The sequence below is a fragment of the Sporomusa sp. 246TCP1 genome (assembly GCF_057319775.1).
The window spans coordinates 4,730,613-4,755,556 of the sequence record NZ_CM170492.1; the positions used below are offsets into that span (position 1 = coordinate 4,730,613).

At 41.2% G+C, this 24,944-nt stretch carries 30 protein-coding genes; 10 read left to right on the forward strand and 20 right to left on the reverse strand.

Annotated features, from left to right (window positions below; genetic code table 11):
- Nucleotides 1-71: 71 nt before the first annotated feature.
- The 3 genes from AC1ECB_RS22375 to AC1ECB_RS22385 form a co-directional block, all read right to left on the reverse strand.
- Nucleotides 72-407 carry a magnetosome magnetite crystal formation protein family gene (locus AC1ECB_RS22375; protein WP_485665853.1) on the reverse strand — a complete coding sequence of 112 codons (336 nt, stop codon included), beginning with the start codon at nucleotides 405-407 and terminating at the stop codon, nucleotides 72-74.
- A gap of 36 nt (nucleotides 408-443) precedes the next feature.
- Nucleotides 444-686 (reverse strand): phospho-N-acetylmuramoyl-pentapeptide-transferase, encoded by a 243-nt coding sequence (locus tag AC1ECB_RS22380; RefSeq protein WP_485665854.1) that lies wholly within the window; start codon nucleotides 684-686, stop codon nucleotides 444-446.
- Nucleotides 687-879: 193 nt separating this feature from the next.
- Nucleotides 880-2,883, reverse strand: coding sequence for a clostripain-related cysteine peptidase (locus AC1ECB_RS22385; RefSeq protein ID WP_485665855.1), 2,004 nt, complete (start codon nucleotides 2,881-2,883; stop codon nucleotides 880-882).
- Nucleotides 2,884-3,060: 177 nt separating this feature from the next.
- Here AC1ECB_RS22385 and AC1ECB_RS22390 point away from each other — a divergent pair, with 177 nt between their 5' ends.
- Entirely contained in the window at nucleotides 3,061-3,336 is a 276-nt protein-coding gene (locus tag AC1ECB_RS22390) for a hypothetical protein (protein WP_485665856.1), read from the forward strand.
- An 83-nt stretch (nucleotides 3,337-3,419) separates the two neighbouring features.
- Here AC1ECB_RS22390 and AC1ECB_RS22395 read toward each other — a convergent pair whose 3' ends face one another.
- The 10 genes from AC1ECB_RS22395 to AC1ECB_RS22440 form a co-directional block, all read right to left on the reverse strand.
- Nucleotides 3,420-5,138: a sensor histidine kinase gene (locus tag AC1ECB_RS22395; protein WP_485665857.1), complete on the reverse strand. Its 1,719-nt coding sequence runs from the start codon at nucleotides 5,136-5,138 to the stop codon at nucleotides 3,420-3,422.
- A gap of 198 nt (nucleotides 5,139-5,336) precedes the next feature.
- The gene (locus AC1ECB_RS22400) at nucleotides 5,337-5,987 is read right to left on the reverse strand and encodes a response regulator (protein WP_485665858.1); all 651 of its coding nucleotides are present in this window, start codon (nucleotides 5,985-5,987) and stop codon (nucleotides 5,337-5,339) included.
- A 13-nt stretch (nucleotides 5,988-6,000) separates the two neighbouring features.
- On the reverse strand, nucleotides 6,001-6,183 hold the full coding sequence (locus tag AC1ECB_RS22405; RefSeq protein ID WP_485665859.1) for a hypothetical protein: 183 nt from the start codon (nucleotides 6,181-6,183) through the stop codon (nucleotides 6,001-6,003).
- Nucleotides 6,184-6,188: 5 nt separating this feature from the next.
- Nucleotides 6,189-6,371 carry a hypothetical protein gene (locus tag AC1ECB_RS22410; RefSeq protein WP_485665860.1) on the reverse strand — a complete coding sequence of 61 codons (183 nt, stop codon included), beginning with the start codon at nucleotides 6,369-6,371 and terminating at the stop codon, nucleotides 6,189-6,191.
- 321 nt (nucleotides 6,372-6,692) lie between these two features.
- Nucleotides 6,693-7,811, reverse strand: coding sequence for a 4-hydroxybutyrate dehydrogenase (locus AC1ECB_RS22415; RefSeq protein WP_485665861.1), 1,119 nt, complete (start codon nucleotides 7,809-7,811; stop codon nucleotides 6,693-6,695).
- A 62-nt stretch (nucleotides 7,812-7,873) separates the two neighbouring features.
- Nucleotides 7,874-8,239 carry an ASCH domain-containing protein gene (locus AC1ECB_RS22420; protein WP_485665862.1) on the reverse strand — a complete coding sequence of 122 codons (366 nt, stop codon included), beginning with the start codon at nucleotides 8,237-8,239 and terminating at the stop codon, nucleotides 7,874-7,876.
- 48 nt (nucleotides 8,240-8,287) lie between these two features.
- Nucleotides 8,288-9,697 (reverse strand): amino acid permease, encoded by a 1,410-nt coding sequence (locus AC1ECB_RS22425; RefSeq protein ID WP_485665863.1) that lies wholly within the window; start codon nucleotides 9,695-9,697, stop codon nucleotides 8,288-8,290.
- A 106-nt stretch (nucleotides 9,698-9,803) separates the two neighbouring features.
- The gene (gene gabT, locus AC1ECB_RS22430) at nucleotides 9,804-11,123 is read right to left on the reverse strand and encodes a 4-aminobutyrate--2-oxoglutarate transaminase (RefSeq protein WP_485665864.1); all 1,320 of its coding nucleotides are present in this window, start codon (nucleotides 11,121-11,123) and stop codon (nucleotides 9,804-9,806) included.
- Nucleotides 11,124-11,461: 338 nt separating this feature from the next.
- Nucleotides 11,462-12,658 (reverse strand): PucR family transcriptional regulator, encoded by a 1,197-nt coding sequence (locus AC1ECB_RS22435; RefSeq protein ID WP_485665865.1) that lies wholly within the window; start codon nucleotides 12,656-12,658, stop codon nucleotides 11,462-11,464.
- Nucleotides 12,659-13,027: 369 nt separating this feature from the next.
- Entirely contained in the window at nucleotides 13,028-13,384 is a 357-nt protein-coding gene (locus AC1ECB_RS22440; RefSeq protein ID WP_485665866.1) for a hypothetical protein, read from the reverse strand.
- Nucleotides 13,385-13,574: 190 nt separating this feature from the next.
- Here AC1ECB_RS22440 and AC1ECB_RS22445 point away from each other — a divergent pair, with 190 nt between their 5' ends.
- Nucleotides 13,575-14,456, forward strand: a complete 882-nt coding sequence (locus tag AC1ECB_RS22445; protein WP_485665867.1) for a hypothetical protein — start codon at nucleotides 13,575-13,577, stop codon at nucleotides 14,454-14,456.
- Between the two features lie 485 nt (nucleotides 14,457-14,941).
- Nucleotides 14,942-15,088, forward strand: coding sequence for a hypothetical protein (locus tag AC1ECB_RS22450; RefSeq protein ID WP_485665868.1), 147 nt, complete (start codon nucleotides 14,942-14,944; stop codon nucleotides 15,086-15,088).
- Between the two features lie 97 nt (nucleotides 15,089-15,185).
- On the opposite strand, the gene AC1ECB_RS22455 is transcribed toward AC1ECB_RS22450, so the two are convergent.
- Genes AC1ECB_RS22455 through AC1ECB_RS22475 form a run of 5 tightly spaced genes read right to left on the reverse strand, consistent with a single transcriptional unit; the run spans nucleotide 15,186 to nucleotide 17,701 of the window.
- The gene (locus tag AC1ECB_RS22455) at nucleotides 15,186-16,187 is read right to left on the reverse strand and encodes a DUF3089 domain-containing protein (RefSeq protein WP_485665869.1); all 1,002 of its coding nucleotides are present in this window, start codon (nucleotides 16,185-16,187) and stop codon (nucleotides 15,186-15,188) included.
- Nucleotides 16,188-16,218: 31 nt separating this feature from the next.
- Entirely contained in the window at nucleotides 16,219-16,701 is a 483-nt protein-coding gene (locus AC1ECB_RS22460) for an HIT family protein (RefSeq protein WP_485665870.1), read from the reverse strand.
- A gap of 49 nt (nucleotides 16,702-16,750) precedes the next feature.
- Nucleotides 16,751-17,335, reverse strand: coding sequence for a DJ-1/PfpI family protein (locus tag AC1ECB_RS22465; RefSeq protein ID WP_485665871.1), 585 nt, complete (start codon nucleotides 17,333-17,335; stop codon nucleotides 16,751-16,753).
- Nucleotides 17,336-17,379: 44 nt separating this feature from the next.
- Nucleotides 17,380-17,535: a hypothetical protein gene (locus AC1ECB_RS22470; RefSeq protein ID WP_485665872.1), complete on the reverse strand. Its 156-nt coding sequence runs from the start codon at nucleotides 17,533-17,535 to the stop codon at nucleotides 17,380-17,382.
- A complete protein-coding gene (locus tag AC1ECB_RS22475) occupies nucleotides 17,528-17,701 on the reverse strand; it encodes a helix-turn-helix domain-containing protein (protein WP_485669390.1) in 174 nt (57 codons plus the stop codon). Before AC1ECB_RS22475 ends, AC1ECB_RS22470 begins: the two co-directional genes overlap by 8 nt.
- Nucleotides 17,702-17,742: 41 nt before the next feature.
- Between AC1ECB_RS22475 and AC1ECB_RS22480 the strand changes: the two genes are divergently transcribed.
- The 4 genes from AC1ECB_RS22480 to AC1ECB_RS22495 all read left to right on the forward strand — a co-directional run bounded on the left by AC1ECB_RS22480 (nucleotide 17,743) and on the right by AC1ECB_RS22495 (nucleotide 19,421).
- Complete coding sequence (locus AC1ECB_RS22480; protein WP_485665873.1) at nucleotides 17,743-18,057, forward strand: helix-turn-helix domain-containing protein; 315 nt, start codon at nucleotides 17,743-17,745, stop codon at nucleotides 18,055-18,057.
- Between the two features lie 481 nt (nucleotides 18,058-18,538).
- Entirely contained in the window at nucleotides 18,539-18,805 is a 267-nt protein-coding gene (locus tag AC1ECB_RS22485; protein WP_485665874.1) for a hypothetical protein, read from the forward strand.
- Nucleotides 18,806-18,853: 48 nt separating this feature from the next.
- Nucleotides 18,854-19,075, forward strand: a complete 222-nt coding sequence (locus AC1ECB_RS22490; RefSeq protein ID WP_485665875.1) for a hypothetical protein — start codon at nucleotides 18,854-18,856, stop codon at nucleotides 19,073-19,075.
- Nucleotides 19,076-19,292: 217 nt separating this feature from the next.
- Nucleotides 19,293-19,421: a hypothetical protein gene (locus AC1ECB_RS22495; RefSeq protein WP_485665876.1), complete on the forward strand. Its 129-nt coding sequence runs from the start codon at nucleotides 19,293-19,295 to the stop codon at nucleotides 19,419-19,421.
- Between the two features lie 72 nt (nucleotides 19,422-19,493).
- On the opposite strand, the gene AC1ECB_RS22500 is transcribed toward AC1ECB_RS22495, so the two are convergent.
- Both AC1ECB_RS22500 and AC1ECB_RS22505 read right to left on the reverse strand, forming a co-directional pair.
- Complete coding sequence (locus tag AC1ECB_RS22500) at nucleotides 19,494-19,697, reverse strand: manganese catalase family protein (RefSeq protein WP_485669391.1); 204 nt, start codon at nucleotides 19,695-19,697, stop codon at nucleotides 19,494-19,496.
- A 24-nt stretch (nucleotides 19,698-19,721) separates the two neighbouring features.
- Entirely contained in the window at nucleotides 19,722-21,275 is a 1,554-nt protein-coding gene (locus AC1ECB_RS22505; protein ID WP_485665877.1) for a recombinase family protein, read from the reverse strand.
- A 720-nt stretch (nucleotides 21,276-21,995) separates the two neighbouring features.
- Here AC1ECB_RS22505 and AC1ECB_RS22510 point away from each other — a divergent pair.
- The 3 genes from AC1ECB_RS22510 to AC1ECB_RS22520 are packed head-to-tail and all read left to right on the forward strand — an operon-like array spanning nucleotide 21,996 to nucleotide 24,944.
- The gene (locus AC1ECB_RS22510) at nucleotides 21,996-22,721 is read left to right on the forward strand and encodes a hypothetical protein (RefSeq protein WP_485665878.1); all 726 of its coding nucleotides are present in this window, start codon (nucleotides 21,996-21,998) and stop codon (nucleotides 22,719-22,721) included.
- Nucleotides 22,722-22,744: 23 nt separating this feature from the next.
- Nucleotides 22,745-24,019, forward strand: coding sequence for a type IV secretory system conjugative DNA transfer family protein (locus AC1ECB_RS22515; protein WP_485665879.1), 1,275 nt, complete (start codon nucleotides 22,745-22,747; stop codon nucleotides 24,017-24,019).
- 46 nt (nucleotides 24,020-24,065) lie between these two features.
- Nucleotides 24,066-24,944: a zinc metalloprotease HtpX gene (locus AC1ECB_RS22520; protein WP_485665880.1), complete on the forward strand. Its 879-nt coding sequence runs from the start codon at nucleotides 24,066-24,068 to the stop codon at nucleotides 24,942-24,944.

The following is a 24,944-nucleotide window of genomic DNA, read 5'->3' on the forward strand; positions in this document are numbered from 1 at the left end:
AAAAGTATAGTCAGCACTATACCTTGGAATAGTATACCGACTATACTTTCGGATAGTGATGACTATACTTTTTATTTCGGCTTTTTTACCCCAAAGGGCACCAAAACCGGATAGACATAGTACTCTCCGCTCAAGGCCCGAACGGTCGCCAAGATTGCGCAGCCTATCCATAAAAGTCCGGCACCAATAACGACGATCCACGCAGCGGTTTCTGTTTCGATCAACAGTGAAAGCGCTAAAACAAGCAAGAGGATCACCGGTACCAGCGCCAGTTGGAAAATCATCGCCTGCTTCGCATGATGTGCCACAAAGATGTCTTTGCTCTTACAGAGCCAGATCACCAGCGGGAGCAGGCCAAACCCCAGGCCGCCGAAAAAGCATCCGCAATGTGCCGCAGCCGCCAGCATTTTTTGTCCACCTGATACTTGCTCCATAACTTCTTATCAGGCCTGTCCTTTTCCCATCGGCAAAGCCGCATTATGCTCGCTGACCCATTTGTAGCTCACGTAGACACTGGCGATAGTGGTAATAAACGCCAAATCCGGTGAAATGAAATTGGCAATCAGCGCCCCTACTATAGCTACCGCTGCAAAGAGCATCAAGCCTTTTTTTAAACCGGCCGCATAAAAACCGCCAAATCCGAATATTCCTAAGAAAATTGCTAAACCTACACTTTTTTTCGACATATGGATTTCCTCTCTTTCATTTTTTAGTCATCTTCCATAGAATCATGGCCTCTATTTTCTCTACCAGGCCTCACCTCCCTTACTGCACTCCAGTTCGTGTTGGCGCTAGCACCAAACATGAAGTTCCTGCAAATCCTGCACTAATTACTAGGCTTTTTATAATTCCTGTGGTCTACTCGTTTTCCGGAGAGTTTCAGCCATCCGCGCCGACAGTAGTGGTAATCTGACCGTTTTGAATGGTGTAGTTTACGATACGCGAGAGGGCACTTTTATTCTGTGGGTCAACGAACTCAAAGTAGTAGCCATAGGTGCCGTCTCCCATCTCTTCATCAGCAATGCACGGCTGCTCGCCTAGGGTAAAGGTATCGGCGTCAAACTGGCTGAAATCTTCATCATCACCGCTGATAGTCATCGCATAATGCAACGTTGTGACAGTGTCGCCTGCTTTGAGCCGGATAAGCTCCCGGCTCGCGATGCCGTCCGTCGCAAGTCCCAGGCGCGCGCCGAGAATATGATAGGCTTTGTCTTTGAAGTTATAGACGAGTTGCAGATTGCACTCCTGTCCGTTGAGCTTGACCGGTACGGAGTAGAGGTTATAGTCATCGCCTTCATAGGTGATTTCGATATAGACCGGATGACCGTCAAGCATTGGCCAGTTGCCTTGAAAGTTATCTTTGAAGACGCCTTTTTCCCAGTCTGCGTCGATGTCTGCGTCGCTGCCAAGATACAGCATTATGTCATCCTCTTCACTCTGGTATATGAGCTGACAATGCACAGAGGCCAGGTTTTCCAGCTGCTCCGGACGTAGCTTTACGAAGGCGGTGCCATCTTTGTCTATATCCACCGGAGTGTCTTCGAGGTTACTCACAGCAAAGAGCTTTTGCCGCTCAGCGGGCTGTTCAAGGATTTCCCCACTGCCGGTTGCCACATCACTCAGGTAAGGCGCAGCCTGTGGCGGCATCATCCCAAAGATGAGGTTGTAATAAAGGCATTTTACGGGCAGAAGCGGCGCAGCCTGCTGTGCGTAAGCCATAAACCCATCCGGATCGTTATTGTAGGAGTAGTAACCGGAAAGGCCGCTGCTTTCCTGCCGATAAGGGCCGCTTACTTTGTAGACGACGCTGTCCTGTACGGCACGCTGAAGAGCTTCTGCGGTACCTGGCAGCAGGCTGCGGGCGTTTTGGGCAAGACTGCCAAGATCCAGCATGTTGGCATAGCCCTGTTCACGGGTATTGCCGCCATAGTTTTCTGTCACTGCGGCCATACGCGCGAAGCCAGTAAAGAAGGCCTGCGGGTTTTTGTCTGCCTGGCGCAGTGCCTCAACGCCAAAAGCCTCGTAGGCGTCGCGCAGAGCCGGCAGCTGCCTTACGTCGGTGACAGATAAAGTGGCGGCTGCGGCTGTGCCATAAGCCTCACAGCCTGCGAGATAGGTATCGCAGATGGCCCGCCCCAGCCCAGCACCGTTCATGGCCGGATTCCGGGCAAGTGCACCGGCCCAGCCGGTATAGTCCCAGCCATTTCCAGGCTCAATCTCCTCCGAGGCTACCATATAACGCGTAAGCCCATGGAGATTGTGTACCATGTCAGCAGTCGCCATGAGGCAGGCATCAAAACCGATAATTTCAAATGGCGGCTGATCATGGTCAGGTGTATAGGCAGCTTCAAAGGCTGAACGCAAACCGTTGAGATTCATATAGTGCCGGGTACGCTCATCATAGCAAACCCCGGCAGCACTACCACCGCCATGGTCCCAGAGAATGCAGACACGATGGTCTGCCGGGAAGTTGTTCTCGCCGTAGCGCAGGAAGTCCGCCAGGGTATCCGGCGACCCCATATCGGCATCAGGCAGCTGCTGCAAGGGGTGAATACCGTCGGCATCATAGAGATAGCGGGCGACCGCGCCGGACGGAATGCCTGTCGTATGCCACTCCACCGCGCCGCCAGTCTGGATGAGTACCCTGACATTCGGCGGCAGGCGAACCTGCAGCAGTTCCTGAATATCCGCTGAAGCGGCACCTTGCTTGCTTTCAAGATCGGTTCCGCAGACATACCAGTAGATCGTCCAGGTATCTGTAGGCTGATAAGTGTCTGCCAGTGCCGCTTCCGCAGCACCGGCTCGGCTGCCAACGTTAGGGAGGAGAAGCAGGATGCTCAGAAACAGGGGCAGCAGTAGTTTTACAAAGGGTGATTTTTTCATGGGATGCCTCCTTATGGCTTGCTATTTTTCGCTTTTACCTTACTAAATACAACATCAGAAAGGACAGACTGAATTTCCTCGATTTGTCCTTTCTGTGCATAACTTCAATGCCAATCTAGGGTCATGTTTTATCTCTCCTGCTCCTAGAAATACTTGACGCCTTGCAGGAGGTGCCGGGTGTGCGCCGTGGTGTTGACACTGGCCGTATCGGCAACTGTCAGGATTTTCTTGCCTGAGGTCTCGACACTGCCGCTGCCGCCGTCGCCGCTTGCCTTGCCGCCTTTAGCCAAAAAATGCTGTCGGCAAAGCTTGTCGTGTCATTGGCCCAACCGATTAAACCTCATAATAGCAAATAAATCTGTTTTTGATACCTACCTTTGGTATAAGCATAAAAAAAATAAAAGTATAGTCAGCACTATACTTTTGGCTAGTGCTGACTATACTTTTGGATAATTTTACTTTATAAAATAAAGCGGTTACTTGTCTTCGTTTACCCCCAAAAGTCCCTGATTCCCTCCAGAAACAAGCCGTGGTCATCAACCAACAATACTTTCATGCTGTTCCGCCTTTCCTAACGGAATTTCGATGATTACTTTGGTGCCAATGCCGGTTTTTGATTCAAACCGGAATATACCCCCGACCTCTTCAGCCCTTTCACGCATAATTGCCAGCCCATAATGGTTTTGACCCACGCTCTGCAGGGATAAATCAAATCCCTGTCCGTCATCGACGACGCTCACGACTGCTTTCACAGCTAATACTTCAATCTTCACCAACAATTTGTTCGCCTTGGCATGTTTGCGGACATTGTTCGCAGCCTCCTGAATAATCCGCAGCAATTGCAACGCTGCCATGTGATCCAAGAGTCCGTCAAGTGGTTGTGACGGACGGACAAGCTCAGTCTTAATGCCATAATTTTTTTGGTAACGGTCAAGGTAGTCTTCAAGCAGCTGTAAAAAGTCCTGCGTTGAAGAAACTCCCGTTTTCAAGTCTGCAATGGTTTCCCGAACCTCGACATTGAAGTCTTTTGCAATCTCTAATAGGCGTTTAACCTGTGCTTTTGCGTCTTTTAGCCGTTCTTTATTCAATAATATAAGAATCGTCTGTAATTCCATTTGCAGATAGCCGCCGAGCTGCCCCGGCCCATCATGAAAATTTCTGCCGATACGGTTTCGTTCTGACAGGATGGATAAGGCTTTTTCCTGTTCGATAAGCTGTTCCTGCGCCTTTTTTTGCGCGGTAATTTCCTTCCAGATCAAGGCTTTGCCCATGTCGCTGTCACTCTGGTCAGAAAGCTTTATGATATGTAGTTCATAATATCGTATGTGATTATTTTTCTCCAGGCAGATTTCCTGCATCGCCCGTTGCTCTGTTTTTAATAAGGCCACTAAAGAAGGGCAATTTGCAAACACTTCGGCAGCCTGTTTGCCTTCTGTTTGCCCCGGCGTAATCTCTAATATGTCCGCTGCGGCGGTATTAAAATCAACCACCCAGCCCTCGTTATCGATGACAGCCAGGCCGTTTCCCACAACATCTACCGCTTTGGCTTGTGCTAACGGCAAAAGGTTAATCACCTTCAGGTAAAAAAAACCGTAGGTCCAGATTGAGCCGGTAATCAACGAACTCAAGGGCAGCGAGGAAAACAGTCCGGTATGCTGCAAAAAGAGCCAAAACGTTGAGCCAATTCCTCCACAAGCCGGAGCCAAGGTAACAATGATAGCCTGTCTGCGGCGAAGACCTATACACTGTTTGATCCATCGGTAGCTCATGTATAGAATGGGCAGTAGCAAAAAGTAATTGTAAAAAACCATCAGCCAATTGCCCATTCCCCGGACAACGGTTAGCACGTTCCCGTCGACGCTGATTTTTTCCCAATACAGGCCATGCCATGCATTGGTAAAAAGGAGAAAATAGGTCAATGCAGGCACCAGCAAAAGAGCAGCCAGTGTCCGTCTGTTTATCAAGTGTCCGCGGTTGGTAACCTGTAAAAGAAATAACAGCCAAAGAAGAGCAGGCAGAGTTGCCATCATCTGCTGAATGGTTACGCCAAAAAGCTTGCTTTCCAATTCATCGGCTGTACCGATGGCTATCAGGCTCAATAACCAAACTGATCGCGTCAGTAATGCCACCGCTAACGGCACGGCTCCTTTGCTTTGACGATACTGCCAAATATAAACCGCCAAAGCTTCAAGAATAAATGCTGCCAACAGGTAAAACCAAATATCTTGTATAGGGTAAAAACTTAGCTCAGACATAAACTCATCCTTATCAAAGTACAACAATATTTATATATTAAATATATATATTTCTACAAAAATGACTGCGTACCTTCCTTGCCGCACGAAGTTCTTTGCATAGGGAAAGACCTCCTTGAATATGAGTAAGACAAGCCGTTCATTGCCTGCCAACTATACTTTTGGATAGTCTGATACGTTGAAGTCAGTATTATAAGGCTACTTCTCTCCATTCAACCTTAGCCGGGACGCATGGGCGATCAGTTGCGTCCGGTTAGACAAATGAAGTTTAGAAAGGATCTCCCTGACGTGGTACTTGACAGTAACCTCCTTCAAATCTAACCTCAGGGCAATCTCTTTATATGTCCATCCTTCTGTCAATAATTGCAAAACCTCTGTCTGCCGCCTGGTCAATTCTGGTTCTGACTCATCACTCAGTTCATCTGCCGCTTGCCTACGACGGGAAAACTCTCCTAGCAGCCGCTTGGCCAACCCCGGAGCAAGCGGCACTTCCCCTTCCCTCAGACTAAATAGTTGCCGGAGAAATTGCTCTGGGTCCATGCTTTTTATTAAATACCCCACCGCCCCAGCTTGCATCGCGGCAAAAAGGCTGTCCTCATCCTCACTGGCAGTGAGCATGACGATTTTCACTTCTGGATATTCTCGTTTTATCATGCGGGTAGTATCAATACCATCACAATCTGCCATCTGAACATCCATCAGGATGAGTTCCGGCTTTAGCATCCCGACTTTGGTCAGCGCTTCCTCTCCACTTTTGGCTGTGCCAATGACAGTAATGTCATTGACTTCCAAAAAATTTCTAATTCCCTCAAGAAACAGGGCATGATCATCCACCAATAATATTTTCATGCTGTTCAACCTTTCACAAGGAAACTTTGACAATTACCTTAGTCCCGACACCATGTTTGGATTCAATCTGAAGTTCTCCTCCAGACGATTGAATACTCACCTCAACCCGCTTGGCCTTGGCATGCTTGCGAACATTGTTCAGCGCTTCTTGAATGATCCGTAACAATTGCACCTCGGCAACAAAGTCAAACGGCACGTCAACTAGTTGCTGCGGAATAATAAGCTCACCACGGCCAAACAGTTTTCCATAATCTCTACCGCTGCCGCTTGGGCTAACGGTAAAATATTGCCAATCAGCCCGCTAATCGGAGCCAACGTAATAATAATCGCCTGCAAGCGGCGAAGACCATTGCAATCGTATATCCACCGAAGGCTAAAATACAAGCTAAGCAGCACCAGCAGTAGATTGTAACCAATCGCGAACCAACAGACAGGCCCCCGTCCCCCCGCAAATACATCCAGTTATCCCGAATAGGATAATAGCTCATGTCAAACACAGGATAACCCCCATCAAATACTGACTTTATTCTACAAAATTTATTATATCAATATTTCTCCAATACTGGCCACTTTTCCTCCCACCGCTAGTCTGGCTTGACAAAACCGCGGGGAGTGACGAAGGGGTAAGTATCAAGCGTATCAACTCAAAACAAAACTGACGCCACTTGAAAAATGACGTCAGTTTGCGTAATCTCATAAACGCGTCTAATATAAAGCTTTAAATATATCACGAATTTCATTTCTGCTAAGTGGAACATAGTTGTTTACTAAGAGTCTCTGTTGGCCTTCTATTACGGTATCTGTAAAAATTTCAACTTCCGCTTCTTTCATTCCATACTCTTTAAGGGGTTTTCTGGCTAGTAATTTGTCAAGCACCTTTGAAAGCTCATCATAAACAGTAGTAGTATTCGAAATTCTTAAAATTCCAGCCAGTATTTCATTAAGTTCTTTTATTTTTCCATTAGGATTCTTTTGGTTGTAGGTCTTAAATACTTCAATAAAAAATTGATAGTTTGCTTCTCCATGAGGAACGTGGTAGTTTCCACCTAGCGGATAGGATAATGCATGTACCGCTCCCACACCTGTATTTCCAAAAGCTATTCCCGCAAAGTTGCTGCCAACCAGAAAATCTTCTATTATTTCTAGTCGATACTCAGATCCTCTTTCTAGTATATCCATATATCCCCTAAGTATTAATTCCATAGCTTTTACACTAAATAATTCGGTAGAACTATTAGATCTAGGAGAAACATATGATTCGACGGCATGAATTAAAGCATCAATTGAACTTGTTACGAAAAACTTATAGGGCAGTTCTTTTACTAATTCTGGTATTAATACTGCATAATCAGGATATAATTCATCTACTCCAAGACCCATTTTGGTATGTTTTGATTTTATCTCAGCTATTGATATATTGGTAACTTCACTACCTGTACCACAAGTAGTTGGAACTATTATAAGTTCTCTTCCTTTTATTAAAGGAATTTTCTTTTCAAATAACGCTAGCGCACTTGTAGCATCTTTGATAACTAAAAGCTTAGCTATATCTATCACTGAACCACCGCCAATAGCAATGATTCGCCTATAATTTCTGCCACCCATGCCTTTCATAATAGCATCAATCATTTCATCTGAAGGTTCACCCTTCCCATACTTTTCCCGGAACATGAAGTCAGCGTTAAGATTTAATTCTTTCATATATGTGTTATATAAAAATTCGTTTGTTAATACGAAATCTCCAGCTGCAATAGCAAAAAATTCAGCAAAGTCTTTGAAATGAGTAAACTTATGAATTTGAGGTTTCACTTGCAGTAATTTCATATTTTTCTCCTTTTATCCTATTATTTTTATTCTTAAAATCATTATACTTGTAAAACCAATGGTTAACAACTGAGTAAACACTCTTCAATCACCTCAGAGAAATAGACGACACTGACGATATCGTTTGGTGATATGGATTTACCATAAAGGTTTTCAAAAAAGGTAATCAGTCCCGCCACTGAATCTATTGCCGGATTCTGATGGGCTAAATCATCTGCCGTCAATTGGGAGAATTTCTTTATATATACTTTATCAATCATCGCCTGATACATTTTTTTCTTTGGGCTTAACATTTCCCCAAAGGTAATCCATACTATGGAATTTTCCACATATACATCCCTTAAATCTCCTAATCTCACAGTGCAATTCTTCAATCGATTCTGCAGTAATTTCTCATGATATGACGATTGGAAATTTAATGCAAACATAATTTTCCTCCTAGATCTGCAATAACGTCATTTAAGAACATTATTAACTTACCATTCTGTCCGGATACTCAAATCCGCTTTCTGTTGGGCTTCACCAATTTTAAAGAATTTATAGAGAATAAAAAGTCCGCCGTACCAGACAGGGGCAACATAAAGACCAACCAGATTATCATGGTCATACCCCATACCCAAAGTTACCGCAAGCATAAATGCTCCTACTATATAATTGGCATATGGATAAAAAGGCATGGGATATTTTAGCTTGGCAACTTGCTCAATGCTCAGGCTTTTCCGCCATTTGAACTGAATATACATAATTAATGACCATGTCCACATACAGCCTGTTGTTGTAATTGCCGACATGTAGTAAAATACGCTGTCAGGAGCTATATAGTTGAAATAAACACCGACTAAGCATACAGCACCGGAAAACAAGACACCATTGGCAGGGACTTGATTGCCAGAAAGTTCACCTAAGAACTTAGGTGCTTCGTTCCTCAGAGCCAGACCATATAGCATACGTCCACAAACATACATACAGCTATTTAGGCAAGAAGCTGCCGAAGATAGAATTACGCAGTTTATAATAGAAGCAGCATAAGGAATCCCTGCTTTTTCAAAGATCATTACAAATGGGCTGACCCCTTTGGGCAAAGTCTCATAGGGAAATATAGACAATATCGCTACCATGGAACCAACGTAGAACACAAGCACTCGCCAAAACACTTTATCAATCGCAGACTTCAGTGAACGTTCAGGATCGGCGGCCTCGCCTGCGGTAATCCCGATCAGCTCAACCCCAGAATAAGCAAATACTACCATAACCAAAGCCATGGAAACACCAGTCCAACCAAACGGCATAAACCCACCATGTATCCATAAGTTAGAGAAACCAATGGCAACACCGTCATTACCAAACCCAAAGAGAATCATTGCAAAGCCAACGATTAGCATGGCTATAATCGTTATAACCTTGATCAAAGCAAACCAAAATTCAAATTCACCATAATATTTTACAGCAACTAAATTTATCATAATGATGAAGGCAAGGCAAATCAATGCCGGAATCCATTGCTGTATATCTGGTGACCAATATCTCATGTATAAACCCACCGCAGAAATTTCGGCCATGCCCAGAACAACCCATTGGTACCAATACGTCCACCCAGTAAAAAAAGATATTAGCGGTCCACAAAAAACTCGTGCATAACCCGCAAACGAGGACGCAACAGGATGTTCTACGGCAACTTCACCCAGGGCACGCAGCACGAAATACATGATAACACCACCAATAGCGTAGGCTAGCGTGAGAGCCGGCCCTGCCAGCTTACTTGCCTGCGCAGAACCCATAAACAAGGCAACACCAATAACACCACCGATAGCAATAAGTTGTATATGCCTATCCTTAAGGTCTTTTTTTAGATTTTCTTTTTCTAAATGTAACGATTTCTCTTTCATAAACATGCTCCTCCCTCTTTTTTATAACTATACAGAAAGACGCACATCAACAACGTTACCCGTTGTCGACAAGCGTCTTTGCTTACAACCTTTTACTTATACTATTCTATACTTCTGCAGTAACCCGCAGGATACTTTGTTCTAAAACGGTAAGCCCACGATCCAATTGTTCGTCAGTAATCACCAGCGGAATCAGTAAGCGAATTACATTGCTGAAAACACCGGCACTGATTACTATCACGCCTTGCTCCAGGCAATATTTCACTACCTTACCAGTAAGCTCTTTCGCCGGTTCTTTGGTTTGCCGGTCTTTGACTAGTTCAATACCGATCATCGCGCCGACTCCTCTCACGTCACCAATAATCCTGCATTTTTCCTTCAGGGCTTCCAGTCTCACCATGGTCTTACGACCAATTTCTTCAGCCCGGCTACAAAGATTGTTTTCTTCAATAAAATTTATAGTCTCCAAACCAGCCACACAAGCTAACGGATTGCCTCCATAAGTTCCGCCAATATTTCCCGCGTCAGGCGCATCCATATATTCGGCCTTGCCTGTAACAGCACTTAGTGGCACACCCGCAGCAATCGACTTTGCCGAGGTCATTAAGTCAGGCTCCACACCCCAGTTTTCAATGGCGAACATTTTTCCTGTACGGGCAAAGCCGCTTTGCACCTCATCAACAATGAATAATATCCCCTTACTTTCACAAATTGCTTTAAGACCTGGTAAAAATTCTGGTGGCGGTACAAGGAAACCACCCTCTCCTTGCACCGGTTCAATAATCATCGCGGCAATGTGCTCAGCATCAATTTCCGTTGTAAAAAACCGTTCAAAATTTTCCAGGCAATGCATACCGCAGCCTGGATAGGTGGAGCGATAATGGCAGCGATAGCAATATGCGGAAGGAACCTTATAAACCTCTGGCGCAAAAGGTCCAAATCCATATTTGTAAGGCTTAACTTTACTGGTAAGACTCATGGTCATAAAAGTACGACCATGAAATGCACATTCAAAAGCAATGATCCCCGTTCTTTTGGTAGCATGCCTGGCAATTTTTACTGCATTTTCGACAGCTTCCGCACCACTGTTAGCAAACATGGTCTTTTTAGGAGCTGCTCCTGGCATCAATGAATTCATCTTTTCTGCCAACTCCACATAGGGTTCATACATGCCGATAGCAAAAAAAGAATGAAGTAATTTATCTGCCTGTTTTTGTATGGCTTTGACCACTGGCTCTGGACAATGTCCAACATTTAAAACTCCAACTCCTGCATAGAAATCCAGAAACTCTCTACCCTCTACATCGGTAATCACGGCTCCACTAGCTTTTTCTACAAAAACCCCTGTGGAGTTGGCAATACCCCTGGCAACAGCATTGTTTTTTCTTATTATAAGCTTTTCGGTCTTGCTTCCCATATTACTCATCGTAAAACCCCTCCCTGGTATGATAATGTTCAAATAATAAAAACGCCGACTATATCCCTGCGGATATAAATTCAGCGCCATTGCTAAATCCATATGTTGTTCATGCCTCAATATTATCAGATACACCTCAGTGCGTCTATGTGAATACCTCACATAATATTCGATAGCTTTTTGTGAAGTATTCACTTCTACGTTCACTAAAAGCAATATCAAAATTTTTCAGCCGCCGAAACTACCTGCTTCGTGGGAATTAAAAGTGAAACTCCCACTTATAGAAGTGAGAGTCTGGAATTCAGATAAATGTATTTGCTCTATTTAGCCAAAATAGCAATTGAAAACTAACTGGTCAATTGTTTCCCGACAATAAGTCCTAGCTGCAAAGTCAGGCGATCATCTGGATCATTTAAACTTCTCCCAGTAATTTCTTCAATCTTTTTCAAACGATTATCAAGGGTATTGCGATGCACAAATAAACGCTTAGCCGTTTTGGCGGCATTACAATTTTCTTCAAAGTATACGCATAAGCTAGCTACCATATCCATGTGATATTTATAATCATATTCGTTAAGCGCCTCAATTACTTCCTGATAGTACATTGTCAGCTTATCAGGCTCAATCTCAAATAGCAACTTATATATCCCTAGTTGTTCATAGGCATAAATGGGTTTGGAGGCTGTCTTTAACTCAGAAAAACGCAGTACCTTTGTAGCCTGAAGATAACTTTGTCTGGCAGCCTGCAAACTTTCAAATCTGCCGCCTAAACCGGCGGCAACTGCCAATCCTGGCAATTTAGAAGTAAATTCATTTAAAATATTGGTCAAAATAGTAATATTTTGCTGTGTACTCACATTCTCATAAGGCATTAGTAAAACAATATTATCCTCCCACAACATTGTCATAATTTTTCTGTCTTGTATGCTCAAAACAGTGCGGACGATTTGTTCAGAACGTACTTTAAAGGCAATCCGTGCTTTTTCACCTTTTGCCTGTAAAAATTCACTTAAACGGGTAGGACTTATAATGGCAACCTGATGGGGTCTGGTTAGATCATATCCATAATAGGCTGCTCGCTGATTTAATGCCTCAGGATCTGCCAGGGGGCAAAATAAAAGTTGTTCCAAAAAATCCTTTATCGATTCTTCCTCTTTTTGCTTCATGACAAGATGACTACATATTTCCCTAGTTACCTCAATAAGTTTTACCTCCCACGGCAACTCAAAAATGGGAAAGCTCGCTTGATCTGCCAAACTGATAACCTCAGCAGGTACTTCTTTAATATAGGGACCTATGTTAACAATAAGCCCCGCCAATTTCTTTTTTATTAAGCCGTTGACAACATCTTTCAGCTTATGAACATCACCATTCAAACCAATGCCAGTGATAATCAGGAGTTCGTTACCCTGTACCCAGGGAATAACGTCAGGCAAGTCAATAAAATGCACCCAACGCACCAATCGATCCAAACCGGACTTTCCAGCCACAGTGTTAAGTCTCGCCAACGAGGGCAAATTGATTATTTCCCGACAACTAATCATAATTGGCATCCTCCTCTCAGGTTGAGCTATGCTCTTTTTTAGCCTCTAGTGTCCCAAACAATCCGGGGCCTACAAACGTTACCACGTTCATAAGCCCCATTGCTTAACTATTAAATATTTATTAGTAAATAGAAATAGACAGAGGCTTATAAACGAAATACGTCTATAAGCCCCATTGCTTAAATTTTAATAATTTACATTGATTTGAGTATATCATACTTAAAAAAACAACGCAAACACAAGCAAAAAAAAAACGAGACTCTCGTAGAAGTCTCGACAATGCGTGCAAGGACAAACGAAGGTGGGTACGTTGCCTTGGCCTTCTTCTAATCAGAAGAATAGCATTTACGCCATATATATATTTAAGCTTTAATAGCTGAATTTGACCTTCCAAGAACTAAACTCGACTTTACTGACATCATGAAGCTCAAAATTCCAGTTTCGAATCCCCTGGGTACTTATCATTAAATCCAAATTAGTAAATGACTGAGAAATAGTCTTTGGACCATTATCGGTAGTAAAAGTAATCTCGACATTGGCTTTAGGTAACCAGGAGATAAATACTCCCGTATTATAAAAATTACCTTCCACCATCAAACTGTTATTTTCAGTGAAATACACTTTAGAAGGAACAAATTCCAGATCTGAAGAAGCCGCTGCTGAAGCCGTCCCTATGACTAAAATACTTGCAATACATAGCACTATAAAAAGACATCTCTTTTTCATATCCAAGCTCCTTTGATCCTTTTTGTTTTACAATTATCATTAGCTTGTAAAACAATCATAGCTAATGTGCTTTACTTTGTCAAGTACATTAGTTTTGATTATTAATTATTATGTTAAAAAATCTATATTTACCACTCTCTTTACACTACCCAATATCCGCTGTAGAATATCAATAATAGGAGGCGCAAGAATGTCAAAACAGATCGAAATATCAGACGAAAAGATTACAGTTGGTGCCAGAGTCAGTGCTGAAGCTGTCGGAGTCTTAAAGCAGTACGAAATTCCAATATCAGATGTTATAGAAGCGGGTATTCTCTATTTTTTATGTCTGAATGATGCTGATAGAGTTGCCTATTACCTAAAAAACAGTTCAGATGTTATTGTTAAAAGTGACTATAAAATTCCGCATGCTCCTTGGCCGGAATGTATTAAAGAAATATTAAATTTAAGTAAAACCGGCGATGTAAAGACTGAGGTCAAAAATTTCAGAGCAGCAGCTAAATGGATGCCTGATAAAGGTGAAGCTAGGCTTAGCCAACTAAAATTGAGAAATCTAACCATAGCCGAAATTATTAAAAAGGCGGATGAACTTACGCTTGGGGGACGCGTACAAGAAACAATTCCGTACTATGATTATGCGATTATGCTTTCGACAAAAGAGGGGAGTCCCCAAATAACCGGCGAAGTTTACCTCAAGCTGGGTGATGCAAGCCGCGATATGGGGAATTTTTCGCTAGCCTTAAGCGCTTATGCATTTGCGGAACAAAACTTTGAAAAGGAAGCAACTCCACAAAATCTAGCAGACTTATCCTATTCCAGGGGCGTTTGTTTCCAACTCTGGGGTAAACATAATGAATCCTATACCTACTTAAAAAAAGCGCGCGAGTTATACGAAAGTATCGGAGATTCGGACAACTTGTTTAAAACACATTCGCGCCTGTCGATCAGTCTTGATTCGCTCGAAACAAAAGACGCGGTCGAAGCCTGTAATGAGATACTTGCTCACTTTACGCAGCTAAGAACACAGTATATCGCTAAAATAGATAGCTCGCCAGCCGTTAATTGTAAGTGACAAACTTTTTTCCCTGTTACAAGTTATAGTATCCTAGATGTCAAACATAAAGAGACTCATCTGCGCTGAACAGAGAGTCTCTTTATGTTTTGAAAAGAGATAACGACCAGCTTATTTAGAAAGGACAACTTATAGCCGCCCATGTAGGACGCGACTATACTTATATTAAAAATATCTTTACCATCATTGCTAACACCAATATTAGGTTAGATATTATCATTATCGCAAGCAAAACTATTAAGTACATTATTATCTGATTCGTTTGCATAATGGTAACACCTTCATGGCTTAAGCATTCCTACTATATACTATGCATCGTTTGTGAAAAAATCACCTTTATATAAACCATCTACCGTCATCACAAAAAATACCTGTTTCCCTGCACATAATAAAGCCCCCGGCACACGCCAGGGACTTTAAACCCGTAATTAATTACCAGTTATTTTGTTTCTTCATTCGGGCAAAATATTGCTGGAGGTGATTTTATGAGAAATGAAAACCGTAAGGAAAATAACGAACAGTGCCGTAATGAGAGGAACCAAAAGAACCTTGATTTCGCCCGTGAGTTATCTAACGTAGAAGATCGCCGCAATGATAAAGATTGCGGTGGTGGCTGCGGTGGCAAACGGTAAAGTTCTTAAATAGATCAATCTCCATGGACGGCTTTTTATAGCCGTCTTTTCATATTTCCTTGCCAAACCATATTGTGATAGCAACATTACCTATCCGCTATGAAGCTCTGCGAATAACCCTTCTATCCTTAAAAGCCTCTATTCTGGCCTTGACGTTTTCCTGCAAATTTCTGTAAAAAAACTGATAGTCATAAATATGATAAACTCCTTTCTCAAATAAATCTAATACCGGTGGATACTCTTCAGCAGTGATGTCTGTTACCTTGAGAGTTCCCCGGGTTTTATCAAGATACGCGCCCGTTAAACGTGGAATTTCCTTGTTAATCTTGCCGTCATAGCCTGTGAAAACTGCGCCCTTATTCAGAGACTTACCTGCGGGTTGGATTGTTGTTTTCCAGTTTAGCGGATTAATTCCCAATGTTTTACAAGGCACAAGTATGGATGTTTTCACATCGGGAGCTTCGGTATTAAAAGAAATAATCACCCCGGTATCATCTTCTCCTTGCGCCATTTTCAGGTGCGGATATTGTACAAGTTCCTCAGGTGTCACCCGCCAGCCAATAACATAAGCAGCTACCAGTTGTTCCTGCAGCCTTTGGTCATGGTACATATCCTTCATAAGCCTGACAATCATATCTGCCCCCTGGCTAAAGCCTGCCAGCACAAGGGGGCGATCCTGCTTTTGTTCCTTTAAATAATACTCGAAAGCAGCCTTGACATCCTGATAAGCTAACTCAAAATAAGGGGCCGCTGCAGCCGGTTCTAATTTATAAGTATTTATCCCCGCTTGCCGGTAGTAGGGTGCATAAAAGTTGCCCTTCAAATCATAGATGCCTTTCTCCATATTAATTGCACCAATAAAGTTTTTACGAACATCGGCATCATCAATCGGCATATTAAACTGTGTAGAATTGCCCAAAAATACAGTAGGACAAACAAAAAATACATCCACATCCAGCGCGGCACTACTACCATTACCATAATATGCCCAGTTGGTTTGATCACTGTACGCGAGACCAGCCGCATTCGCATTGCTAAAGATAATAGCTATGGCAACACAGACTAACATACTGGTTAACCCTTTCCTTGCTTTATACATACAATCCCCCTGTCTCTCTCCTCTTAGGTATCTATAAATTTGTGATTAATTCTCTAACACTACTTACTATTGAAAACAGCCTATTATCAAATAGCTCTTGCTTATCTGCCTTATATTTTTGACGAATAAAGCTAAACAGTTTGGCTCCATCTAGTTTATCATTTATACAGGTATCCTCATTGGGAAAGTTCAGCATCCATTTATACCGAGGAAATACGTGAAAATGAAAATGACTAGTTTCTTCACCCAGACTCAGTATATAAACCCTATCAATGTCATTTTCTTTAACAAGAGCTTTAGTTACTGACTTTAAAATATTTGTTAATTCAAATAGCTCTTCTTGTTTTAATTGTTCCAAATTCTCCACATGCCTTACTGGTGATAGAATAAAATATCCGGCTACATGTATATCTAAGCAATGATGCAATATAACAAAATTATTTTTATAGATAATTCCGCCTGGTGGTATTACTTCTTTTTTTATAATCCGGCATGTAATACAAATAGTGTCCACCTTCCACTTTTAGCTTAACTCAACCTAATTCTACAATTTACTTCTTTTTTTATTTTGCGAATAAATCCGCTTCCTTATTTGAATTCCAAATATATTCAATGCTTTGTGCAAGTTCCTTAGCTTTTGTTATACCAAACCTATCCGAAATAAAGCCTAACGCCATATCTATTCCTGCCGATACACCAGACGAAGTATAGAATTTTCCATCAACAACCCATCTGGCATGACTGATCCATTCAACTTCGGAGTTCACTGACTGAACCCAATCAAAGGCTCTTTTGTTCGATGTAGCTTTGAAACCATTTAACAAATTTGCTTTAGCAAGCAACGCCGATCCCGTACAGACCGTAAGACAATATTGAGATTGAAGTGCAATGTCTGACAACTTCTCAATAAACATATTATCGTTAATCAAATACCGCGTTCCTTCACCGCCAGGAATTAAAAGTACTCCGGAACAATCAACCTTTTCCAAAGGTTCCGTTAAAATCGCAACCCCTTGACTGCTTTTTATAATACCACCATTTGCCGAAACAAAATGCAAACAACACTCGTCAATACGTCCAAGTACCTCGACTGGTCCAAATGCATCTAATGTTTCAAAATCAGGAAACAGTAAAACATTCACATCCATAAAGTATTCATTCCTTTCGTGTTATCAGATACATTATAACGCCATTATAAATCAAATGAAACTGCGCTTCCCTCCTTAAGCCAAAAAGCTTGAGCAAGCTCCAGAATATTTTCGGTACTGTATGTAGCTATTCTCCTCGCATACCTTTCGCGGGTGTAATTATAGCCCATCTCAAAATCGCTCAAATACTGCTCAGACATGATTATCCGCCTTGTTACTTAGTGTTTGTTTGCCTATAAGCTCGGTTATACATACACCAAGGGCGGCTGCGATATTTGCTAATGTCTGTATAGAACCGATGGAGCGTCCATTTTCAATTTTATTAATATACTGAATTTCATTCAGGATTTTTCTTGTGTTATTAATACGCTATAATGAACATGAATATAATTCAGGGTGGGATTGAATTGAATTATGCCTCCCGGTTAAAGTACTTTCGGAATGTAGCAGGGATTTCTGCCAACGCCTTAGCGAAAAAAGTTGACTTGGACCCAACTACAATTTACAAAATTGAAGCTAATAATTCGAAACCGTCTCTTGGTTCGTTAGAGCGTATCTGTGACGTACTCGGTATTACCCTTGCCGATTTCTTCGCTGAAGAGAAACAGGAGCTTGAGCCTGAACTCCGACGACTGATAGAAACAGTCAAAAAATTATCGCCGGAGCAAAGAGACCAACTGCAAAAGCTGTTGGAAGTTATGAGCACTGACAGTAAAAAATAACAAGACCCAGTTTCCCCACCAAAGGAAACTGGGCCTTGCTATTTATTATTATACGGTAAACTTTTGGGTTGACGTGATGCGACCTTCCGCCGGAGGACATTCGCAGCATCAAGGAGTTTAACGATAAAATATGGCAAATAAAAAGCTTTAGCAGTATATAATTTATTTTCCACTGGATTTCATACCCCAGCACGTCGGCAATGCGCAGAACCTTCCAAAAAGGGATAGTCCCCTGCCGGATTTGCCACGCTAACGAAATAGGCGTATCTGTAGTTTGATATTGACTTTGCCTCCTTGTTTTGGGCACGAAAACCTGCCCTGCTTTTCGTCCTCGGACACGTCTTAACGTTTTCCGTTACATCAGTCCAAGTTTTCACTCGCCTCACTCCCATAATTTTTTACTAAACCACTCTTGACAAATATTTGATATATGTTAATAGTAATATTAACATATATCAAATACATTAAGGAGCGGTGCAAAATGTCAGCTGTTTCCACAAATGCAGTCTCTAATACAGATTTAGCTAAACCCAGAACATCAGAGTCCTTAAGCGACATTTCCTTAGAAAAAGCGCGCATTCAGGCAGTTAAGAAAAAATACGATGATTTAATTAACCGCATTGGCCCAGCAAGTACTTTGATTATAAGTAGCGCAGCAGTACAAGTACGAAAAACCAGTCAATTAATTAACAAAAATACTATTGCCTCACTAGCATGCCAATCAACTTCTATTGACAAAAAAGTCTAAAGTATTAAAACACCCTGAATTAGAAACACTATTTTAGAGGTGATATTTTTGCTCCCAAATAATAGCTCTAAAGCTTACATTGAAGCACTATTTAGCGGATTCAATAATACTTCAGGAGAAAATCAGGATCAGAGTACTGCTGTATCAGCTCACACCGAAGCTAAGTTTATTACTGGAAGTACGGGTGTTCAGCTAAACCCTGACGCGCCACCTGAAAAGAAAGAAAACCATACTATCGAACCACCCAAAGTTTCCACCCAGCATTATTAATTAGGTCGGCCATTGTGCTGGCCTTTTTATTATTGGTTAGGCTCAGGTTAATTTATGTCTAAACTTGCAATTTAACAAGTGCCACGGGGACGGGGTTGCTGACAACTTTCATTTTCTATACAATACTCCCGCTCATTATTCGAACTTACTTAAAGCATAATATGTGTCAATAACCCCGTACCTTTGACATGGTTTATGAGGTGTAACTCGCAATCATATGTCTAAACTTGCAATTTTACAATATATTACGATTGAAAGATATTGCCCGTGCGGCACTGATTTTCTGTCCTATAATCATCCAAGACAAAAAATGATTGACCTTATTGGTACAAGCAACGGTGCTTGAACACAGAAGGGGCTGCGCTAAAACAAAAGTTTAACGCAGTCCCTTCTTATTATCTATTTTTTTATCAATTCCTTACTCACACCCGCACTTATGTCCATGCCATACATGCTTTGCCTTGCACATCCATTCCTGCACATCATTCAAGGTTTCACCAAACCGCTGGAAGTGAACGACTTCCCGCTCCCACAAGAAGCGCAGGGTATCCTTGACACAAGGGTCGTCAGTACAAGCAATCAGATGCTCATACGTTGTACGGGCTTTTTGCTCTGGGGCGATTGTGTAACGACAACATTTTTGGAGCTAGAAATTCCAATGAATTTCAATGGGAATCTGCTTGGTTTCGGGATTGCGTCTACCAACATAGATGAAATCAATCAGCTTTACAGTCATTTCCCGATTGAGCTTTGTAATGTCGATGTATTCTTCAATAATCTGGTGGCGATTGTCAGCTGACTGCATTTTGCGGTCTATAGCTTCCAGTTTCTCTTTTGCTTCCATTGCCACCTTTTCGAGGCGTTCCTTTTCTGTGTAAAATTCCTTAGAAAATTGCAGGAATTCACTTTCAGAAATAATGCCTTTTACCTTATCTAAGTATAAGTCCTTAATGCCTTTTGCATATTCGGAAGCTTTCTTTTCAAAAGTGGCAATTTCAGCTTTGAGCTTTTCGCGTTTTTCACTTAGGTTATTATTGAAGCTGACTTGTTGTTCCAATTCATCCTTATCAAGATATTCGGTTATAATGTTTCTAAGTTCAGATATGACTGCATTCTCAAGTTCTTCTACTGGAATGAATGCTCCTATACATGCATCTTTAGCAACATGCTTTGTTTCGCATTTTAAGTAATATCGGTCATGACTCTTGGTAGAACGCATTACATAATCGCAATACATGCATCTTGCTTTTTTGGCAAAGATCCCGATAGTGCCGATAATAAACGGTTTAGCCTTTTCTCTTACAAGTTCTTGCACATTATCCCAAAGCTCACGGTCAATGATAGGGGAATGAGTGCCTTTTACCTTAATCCATTGCTCTTTAGGAATAGGCTTATTTTTCTTAGACTTATAGGAAATACTGCCATATTTACCTTGTACCATGTTGCCAATATAAATTTCATTGGTAAGCATATCTGATATAGCAAAGTATTTCCATAGAGTGCTATTTTGGGTTTTGGGCTGCTTGTAGCGAAGGTTTTTAAGCCGTTTATGTTCTGTTGGGTTCGGTATACCTCTGTCATTTAGTATTCGAGCAATAGCAGTTTTTCCATAGCCTTGTGAAAATAAGGTAAAAACCTCTCGAACTACCTTGGCTGCGTCTTCATCAATAATCAGATGCCCTTTTTGATTGGGGTCTTTTTGATATCCATACAAAGCAAAAGAGCCAATATGAGCACCATTTTTTCGTTTGTTAGTCAGTACGCTTTTGATGTTTTCCGACATATCCTCAAGATACCATTCATTGATAAGCCCGTTAATTTGCCGGGCTTTTTTATTGCCCTTTACTTCGGTGTCAGCATTGTCAACGACACTTACAAAGCGGATACGCCACAAAGGAAAAAGAGTGTGAATGTATTTCTCCACCAATTCCAATTCTCTTGTAAATCTTGACTGCGTTTTGCAAAGGACAATATCAAATTTATGGTTCTTGGCATCATCGAGAAGTTGGTTAAATGCAGGTCTGTTACGGTCAGAGCCAGTGTAATCATCATCGCTGTATATATTATAAATGTTCCACTGTCTGTCCATAGCGTATTGTATTAGCATTGACTTTTGGTTTTGTATGCTTTCGCTGTCATCTGTTTCTAACTGCTTGTTTTTATCCTCCTCAGATAAGCGGCAATATATGGCTACTTTCATGGTTTTATCTCCTCTTATTCAGATTTGATAAAAACAAGCCACCCTACCTGATGATATTTTATAACATAGGAAAATTTTCTTCAAGATTTTACTGATCCTATGTTTCATAAAAAGTTACCGAAAAGCTTCAAAGCGTTTCGATAGAAACTTTTTTTATATCAGAAAGGATGGCTTGTAAATATTTATGTTTTAGTTGTAGTATTTTTATTTTTTTCAAATTGATTGATTAGCTCAATCCACATTCGAGTAAATGTAGTCTTTAGGTTCTCAATATCGCCGCTCTTAAAAATATTTTTGCAGATGACTTTAGGATTTGTTTTTTCCATCACATCACCTCAGTTTTGGTTCTCATAACCAACTTATGAGAAGACGGATGTACAATATGCTACTGAAAACTTATAAATAAGCATTCATATTAAATTAATAATTTAGAGTGAATTACATTGATATGCCTGTCATATATTTTTAGCAGCATTCCAAAATGAGTGTTTTAATATGCCTTAAAACAGGGAGGGGAGAGAATACGATTTTTGTACCCCATTTTTACCCTATTACAAAAGCCGCAAGCCGCACGAATTCTGGACTAAAACTCTTTCGCTATGCTACAGAGTTTTGCTGCTGACCTCACCCTCTCAACATACTTCGTTTCGATGATGAGGTCAGCAGCCGTCCAGACTTCGCGCAGCTTGGCAGTGAGTATTAAGTATTTAAGGTGGCGAAATGACAGAAGAGAAAAAGAAAGGCGTTAGACTTACAGAGAGAGATTTAAGAATAATTACTTGGGTTAATAGTCATAGGATGGTGACAGTTGAGCAGGTTCGAAAGAAATTTAATATGAGTTTTTTAGCGGCTAAGAAGCGGATGTATGAGTTGCGGACAGTGGAGTATCTAGTATACGATAAGGTTTTTCAAAGTAAACCGGGAGTTTACAGGGCGACTTCTAAGGGAGTAGCAGTTACAAATGATGAGTTGCCTACATGTAAAATTCGGCTTGGATCATATGAGCATGATTTGGCATTAGTTGATTTAGCGATTGAATTAGAACAGAAGCAAGGAGCTTGTTGGATTACTGATAGGCAGGTGAGGCATCAAAAAGGTATAACAGGAGTTGGAACTAAAGGGCATAGCCCAGATGGTATTTTGGAATTTCCGTCAGGTGAAAAAATTGCAGTTGAGCTTGAATTATCTGCAAAGGGAACAAAGCGATTAGAAAATATTTTGAAGTATTATGCAAAGAGCCAGTATAAAGAGGTTTGGTACTTTGTAAAATCAGATGCTATTGCAGCCAAAATTCAAGCTTTTAATTATTCTTTAATCAGAGTCTTTTCATGGGCTGATATGACTGAATTTAAACATCAGCTTAATTCAAATGTACAAACGGATTTAGCAATAATACCTAAAAAGAGCGAAGAGGAAAAAGCAAAAGATTTTTTCCGTAGAGAATAGCTTTTCTTTGAGAAGGTGATTATTTGTTTAAGTCATTGTTTGGATTATCTAAAATGCCTAAACCTAAAGAGATTCACAACTTAAGCATTTCTTTAAATGATGGTGTTTTTCTTGGAAATGATAATACTTCCGGTAAGCCTATCATTTTGGGAGCGAAGGAATTAAACCAGCATATATTTTTATGTGGGACTACTGGTAGCGGTAAAACCACAACAATTCTCTGTTTTGTTGATTTTGCGCTAAAATCCAATATACCGCTTATTATGATTGATGGTAAAGGCGACTATGATTTTGCTCAAAGCATAGAAAATATGGCGAAAAAATATAATCGCACTTTTCAACTGTTTTCAATTGCACAACCTGATAACTCATGTCACTACAATCCATTAGCCAGCGGCGGTCCAACTGAACAGAAAGACCGATTAATGGAGCTTAGTGAATGGAAAGAGCCATATTATCAATACATGGCTGAAAGATATTTACAAATTGCCTTAACCTTGTTTGAAAAGATGTATGAGAAATACGATTTATATTCTTTTATCAGTAGCCTTTCGCCGGGAAAGCTTGAAATGATTGCGCGGAAATTAGATGCTCCCAGCAGCGTAACTGATTATTTGGCTGACGTAGATAAAAAAGCAATTTCTGGTCTGATTGACAGACTCACTCTCATTATTGAAAGCCAAATTGGCTACTTATTTGCTGATGAGCCAGACAATACTATTTCTCTTATTGACGCTATAACTTCAAAAAATATAGTCCTCTTTTCTTTGGACTCTTTGGCATATCCGCTATACGCTAAGCTTATTGGGCGATTAGTTATAAATGACTTAAAAGCTGTAGCATCTGGCAGGAGGAACATTGATTCCTTAGTGATGACCATATACGATGAATTTAACGTTTTTGCCAGCAGAAATGTAGTTGATTTGGTCAATAAATCTCGCTCAAAAGGATTTGCATCACTGATTGCTACTCAAAGCCTTGCCGACTTAGATGTTGTTGATAATGCCTTGAAGAATCAGATTATACAAAACTGCAATACATTAATTATTCAGCGGCAAAATGATGCCAAAGATGCGGAAGAGCTTTCAAAAATAGTTGGCACTGAGGATGCTTGGGCAATGACTCATCAAGTAAATAACACCAGCAGTACTGGTCTTGGCTCTATTAGGTTTGTTAAAGAGTTTATAATCCATCCTGATCGAGTCAAACGGCTGGAGATAGGTCAAGCCGTAATAGTTCGTAAAATACCTAAATTCCAGACACATGAAACAATCATTAGGAAAATCAGTTGCCAGTGACCAGTTGTCAGTTGCCAGTTAAAAATATGAAAGGCAGGGAGTTAGAATGGCAGGCTTTATTGTGTTGATTATTGGTCTTATTCTTAACTGGATTCCTCTTGCATTAATATTTTCTCTGTTCTTTGATTATCCCCAGAATTTGATTTATCCCGGTTTAATAATTTTAGCTGCTGGCATATTTGCCATATCGCCTATCAATGAAAGTGTTGGCAGGATAACTTTAGGATGCCGACCAGCAACAACAGAAGAAACGAGAAAGATCTTAGGGGCGTGGAATCAAGTTATAGAGTCAATAGGCGAATCGCTGGATATTAATGTTAGAGAACGATTTGAAAAGGTCAATCTGTTTGTCAGTGATGAAAAACTCCCCAACGCATTTGCATTAGGGAGAAATACTGTTTGTGTAACTAAAGGATTATTAAATTTATCGGCTACTTCAAGCATTGCCGGAGTTCTAGCACATGAAGCCGGACATCTCCATTTTGGCGACTCTCAGCGGTTGGCTATTGCCATAACCGCTAATCAGCTTGGCATACTTGCATATAATGTACTTAATCTACTTGCCAGAATTGTAAACAGTTTCGGGCAAGGTTCTGTCTGTGTCGGTTCTGCCTTTTCTCGTTCCGGTGGAGGTGTTGTTGCCATGATAGGGGCAATTTGGTCATTGTTTGCGCTTGTAGCAAGCCTTATATTGCAAGCATTTTGCTTTGTATCTCAGCTTTCCATGGATTTAAGCATTAAAGCAGTAGGGAGAAATGAGGAATTCCGGGCTGATTTGTTTGCTAAGAATATTGGATTTGGTCAACCGTTAGCAAAATTTTTAAGGAGGATAGAGGCTCTAGAGAGCGCGCCTCAAAATATATGGCAGGTGCTTTATAGGACGCACCCGCCAACGGCTGAGAGGATTGATAGGTTGGAGAAGTAG

Bases quoted from the DNA above. Each gene is read 5' to 3' on its own strand.
- AC1ECB_RS22470 (WP_485665872.1), bottom strand. From the start codon at position 17,535: ATGTCTGAGCAGTATTTGAGCGATTTTGAGATGGGCTATAATTACACC.
- AC1ECB_RS22495 (WP_485665876.1), top strand. From the start codon at position 19,293: ATGTCTAAACTTGCAATTTTACAATATATTACGATTGAAAGATATTGC.
- AC1ECB_RS22510 (WP_485665878.1), top strand. From the start codon at position 21,996: ATGACAGAAGAGAAAAAGAAAGGCGTTAGACTTACAGAGAGAGATTTA.
- AC1ECB_RS22455 (WP_485665869.1), bottom strand. From the start codon at position 16,187: ATGTATAAAGCAAGGAAAGGGTTAACCAGTATGTTAGTCTGTGTTGCC.
- gabT (WP_485665864.1), bottom strand. From the start codon at position 11,123: ATGAGTAATATGGGAAGCAAGACCGAAAAGCTTATAATAAGAAAAAAC.
- AC1ECB_RS22465 (WP_485665871.1), bottom strand. From the start codon at position 17,335: ATGGATGTGAATGTTTTACTGTTTCCTGATTTTGAAACATTAGATGCA.
- AC1ECB_RS22415 (WP_485665861.1), bottom strand. From the start codon at position 7,811: ATGAAATTACTGCAAGTGAAACCTCAAATTCATAAGTTTACTCATTTC.
- AC1ECB_RS22520 (WP_485665880.1), top strand. From the start codon at position 24,066: ATGGCAGGCTTTATTGTGTTGATTATTGGTCTTATTCTTAACTGGATT.
- AC1ECB_RS22385 (WP_485665855.1), bottom strand. From the start codon at position 2,883: ATGAAAAAATCACCCTTTGTAAAACTACTGCTGCCCCTGTTTCTGAGC.
- AC1ECB_RS22380 (WP_485665854.1), bottom strand. From the start codon at position 686: ATGTCGAAAAAAAGTGTAGGTTTAGCAATTTTCTTAGGAATATTCGGA.
- AC1ECB_RS22450 (WP_485665868.1), top strand. From the start codon at position 14,942: ATGAGAAATGAAAACCGTAAGGAAAATAACGAACAGTGCCGTAATGAG.
- AC1ECB_RS22505 (WP_485665877.1), bottom strand. From the start codon at position 21,275: ATGAAAGTAGCCATATATTGCCGCTTATCTGAGGAGGATAAAAACAAG.
- AC1ECB_RS22440 (WP_485665866.1), bottom strand. From the start codon at position 13,384: ATGAAAAAGAGATGTCTTTTTATAGTGCTATGTATTGCAAGTATTTTA.
- AC1ECB_RS22445 (WP_485665867.1), top strand. From the start codon at position 13,575: ATGTCAAAACAGATCGAAATATCAGACGAAAAGATTACAGTTGGTGCC.
- AC1ECB_RS22375 (WP_485665853.1), bottom strand. From the start codon at position 407: ATGCTGGCGGCTGCGGCACATTGCGGATGCTTTTTCGGCGGCCTGGGG.
- AC1ECB_RS22400 (WP_485665858.1), bottom strand. From the start codon at position 5,987: ATGAAAATATTATTGGTGGATGATCATGCCCTGTTTCTTGAGGGAATT.
- AC1ECB_RS22435 (WP_485665865.1), bottom strand. From the start codon at position 12,658: ATGATTAGTTGTCGGGAAATAATCAATTTGCCCTCGTTGGCGAGACTT.
- AC1ECB_RS22395 (WP_485665857.1), bottom strand. From the start codon at position 5,138: ATGTCTGAGCTAAGTTTTTACCCTATACAAGATATTTGGTTTTACCTG.
- AC1ECB_RS22420 (WP_485665862.1), bottom strand. From the start codon at position 8,239: ATGTTTGCATTAAATTTCCAATCGTCATATCATGAGAAATTACTGCAG.
- AC1ECB_RS22485 (WP_485665874.1), top strand. From the start codon at position 18,539: ATGTCAGCTGTTTCCACAAATGCAGTCTCTAATACAGATTTAGCTAAA.
- AC1ECB_RS22425 (WP_485665863.1), bottom strand. From the start codon at position 9,697: ATGAAAGAGAAATCGTTACATTTAGAAAAAGAAAATCTAAAAAAAGAC.